At 67.9% G+C, this 2,633-nt stretch carries 2 protein-coding genes; both read left to right on the forward strand.

The annotated features are described in order from the left end of the window. Positions 1-1,762: 5-methyltetrahydropteroyltriglutamate--homocysteine S-methyltransferase (gene metE / locus ACTHJR_RS15975; protein WP_440524232.1), on the forward strand; the 1,762-nt coding region annotated here is incomplete at its 5' end. A 284-nt stretch (positions 1,763-2,046) separates the two neighbouring features. Next, a partial coding sequence (locus ACTHJR_RS15980) for a S1 RNA-binding domain-containing protein (protein ID WP_440524233.1) occupies positions 2,047-2,633 on the forward strand: 587 nt, incomplete at its 3' end.

A 2,633-nucleotide genomic window follows, 5' to 3' on the forward strand; every position in this document is an offset into this window, starting at 1 on the left:
CGGGGTCGATCCGTTCGACTATCTCGACGAGGTGCTCGGCCTCTACACGGCGATCCTGACCCAGCTCGGCCAGGCCGGCGCGGAATGGGTGCAGATCGACGAGCCGGTGCTGGTGCTCGACCTGAGCGAACGCCAGCGCAACGCCATCACGCGCGCCTACGCCAAGCTGCCCCGTGCCGGTGTAAAGCTGATGCTCGCGACTTATTTCGGCGGGCTCGAGGACAATCTCGACCTTGCGGTGCACCTGCCGGTCGCCGGGCTGCATCTCGACCTGGTCCGCGCGGCGCAGCAACTCGATGCGGTGCTGGCCAAGGCGCCGAAGTCCTTGCTGCTCTCGCTGGGCGTGATCGACGGGCGCAATGTGTGGCGAGCCGATCTCGCCGCCCTGCTCGACCGGCTGGAGCCGATCGCTGCGCAGCGCGACGTGGTCCTCGCGCCGTCCTGCTCGCTGCTCCACACGCCGGTCGACCTCGCGCTCGAACGCAAGATCGATCCGGAGATCGCGCAATGGCTCGCCTTCGCGGTGCAGAAGGTCGGCGAACTGGCGATCCTGAAGCGCGCGCTCAATGACGGGCGCGGCAGCGTCGCCGCCGAGCTTGCCGCCTCGACCGCCGCGGCCGCGGCGCGCAAGGCATCGCCGCTGGTCCATGACGAGGCGGTCGGTGCGCGGCTGTCAGCGATCACCCCGGCGGATCGCGAGCGCCGGTCGCCTTATGCCGCGCGCGAGAAGACCCAGGCGGAGACGCTCGCCCTTCCCGCTTTCCCGACCACCACGATCGGCTCGTTCCCGCAGACCGCCGAGGTGCGCAAGGCGCGCGCCGACCATAATCGCGGCACGCTCGACGCGGCGGCGTACGAAAAATTCCTGCGCGAGGAAACCGAACGCGCGGTCCGCTGGCAGGAGGAAGCCGGGCTCGACATGCTCGTCCATGGCGAGTTCGAGCGCAACGACATGGTCCAGTATTTCGGCGAGCAGCTGTCGGGCTTCACCTTCACCGTCAGTGGCTGGGTGCAGTCCTATGGCTCGCGCTGCGTGCGCCCGCCGATCCTCTACGGCGACGTGTCGCGCCCGAAGCCGATGACGGTCGCATGGTGGCGCTACGCTCAGTCGCTCACCGACCGGCCGATGAAGGGCATGCTGACCGGTCCGGTGACGATCCTCAACTGGTCGTTCGTCCGCGACGACCAGCCGCGCGAAGCCTCCTGCCGCCAGATCGCGCTGGCGATCCGCGACGAAGTGCTCGACCTCGAGGCGGCCGGTGCCAGGGCGATCCAGATCGACGAGGCGGCGTTGCGCGAAGGCCTGCCGCTCAGGCGGCGCGACTGGCAGCGCTATCTCGACTGGGCGGTCGACTGCTTCCGGCTGTCGGCGGCGGGCGTGGCCGACGCGACGCAGATCCACACCCATATGTGCTATTCGGAGTTCAACGACATCCTGCCGTCGATCGGCGCGATGGACACCGACGTCATCTCGATCGAGACCGCACGGTCGCAGATGGAATTGCTCGAAGGATTCGCCGCCTATCGCTATCCGAGTGCGATCGGGCCGGGCGTCTACGACATCCACGCCCCGCGCGTGCCGAGCGTCGAGGAGATGGTCGCCCTGATGCGGCTGGCGCAGGACCATCTCCGCCCCGAGCAATTGTGGGTGAATCCCGATTGCGGGCTCAAGACCCGCAAATGGGCAGAGGTGAAGCCGGCGATCGACGCGATGGTCGCGGCGGCGCGGACCTTGCGCGTCCGCGTGGCCGAGCCGGCCTGATCGCAAGTGCCGCCCGCCCCGTCGCATAGGGGGGCGGGCGGCACTCGCCACCTTGTCTTCTCGCGTCTCAGGCGCTATGGGCGCCACCGTCCGGCGAGCAGGTGCTCGCGGAGGAAGGCGCGGAGGTGTCCTCTGGCGCCCTTTTCGCATTTTGGCGTTGAGCAGTCCTCCGCAAGCCTCCGCTCTTCGGATGCCGTGCCGGCATACGGCCGTCGCGGCGTTTTGGCCAAGACCACCGGAGACAACCGGTTGGCCGGAAACAGTTGACTAGGAACAATATTTTTATGGCCACTACGGCAAACCCGACGCGCGACGATTTCGCGAAAATGCTCGAAATGACCCTCGGCGACGCCGACGGCTTCGAGGGCCGCGTGGTGCACGGCACCGTCACCGGCATCGAGAACGACATGGCCGTCATCGACGTCGGCCTGAAGAGCGAAGGCCGCGTGCCGTTGCGTGAATTCGCCGCGCCGGGCCAGAAGGCCGACCTCAAGGTCGGTGACGAAGTCGAAGTGTTCGTCGACCGCGTCGAGAACGCCAATGGCGAAGCGATGCTGTCGCGCGACCGCGCCCGTCGCGAAGCCGCGTGGGACAAGCTGGAAGCCGAGTTCGTCCAGTCGGCCCGTGTCGAGGGCGTCATCTTCGGCCGCGTCAAGGGCGGCTTCACCGTCGATCTCGACGGCGCCGTGGCGTTCCTGCCCGGCTCGCAGGTCGATATCCGCCCGGTCCGCGACGTCCAGCCGCTGATGGACATCCCGCAGCCTTTCCAGATCCTGAAGATGGACCGCAAGCGCGGTAACATCGTCGTGTCGCGTCGCGCCGTGCTCGAGGAAACCCGCGCCGAGCAGCGTTCGGGCCTCATCCAGAGCCT

It is taken from the genome of Sphingomonas sp., assembly GCF_051962185.1.
Taxonomy (GTDB): domain Bacteria; phylum Pseudomonadota; class Alphaproteobacteria; order Sphingomonadales; family Sphingomonadaceae; genus Sphingomonas.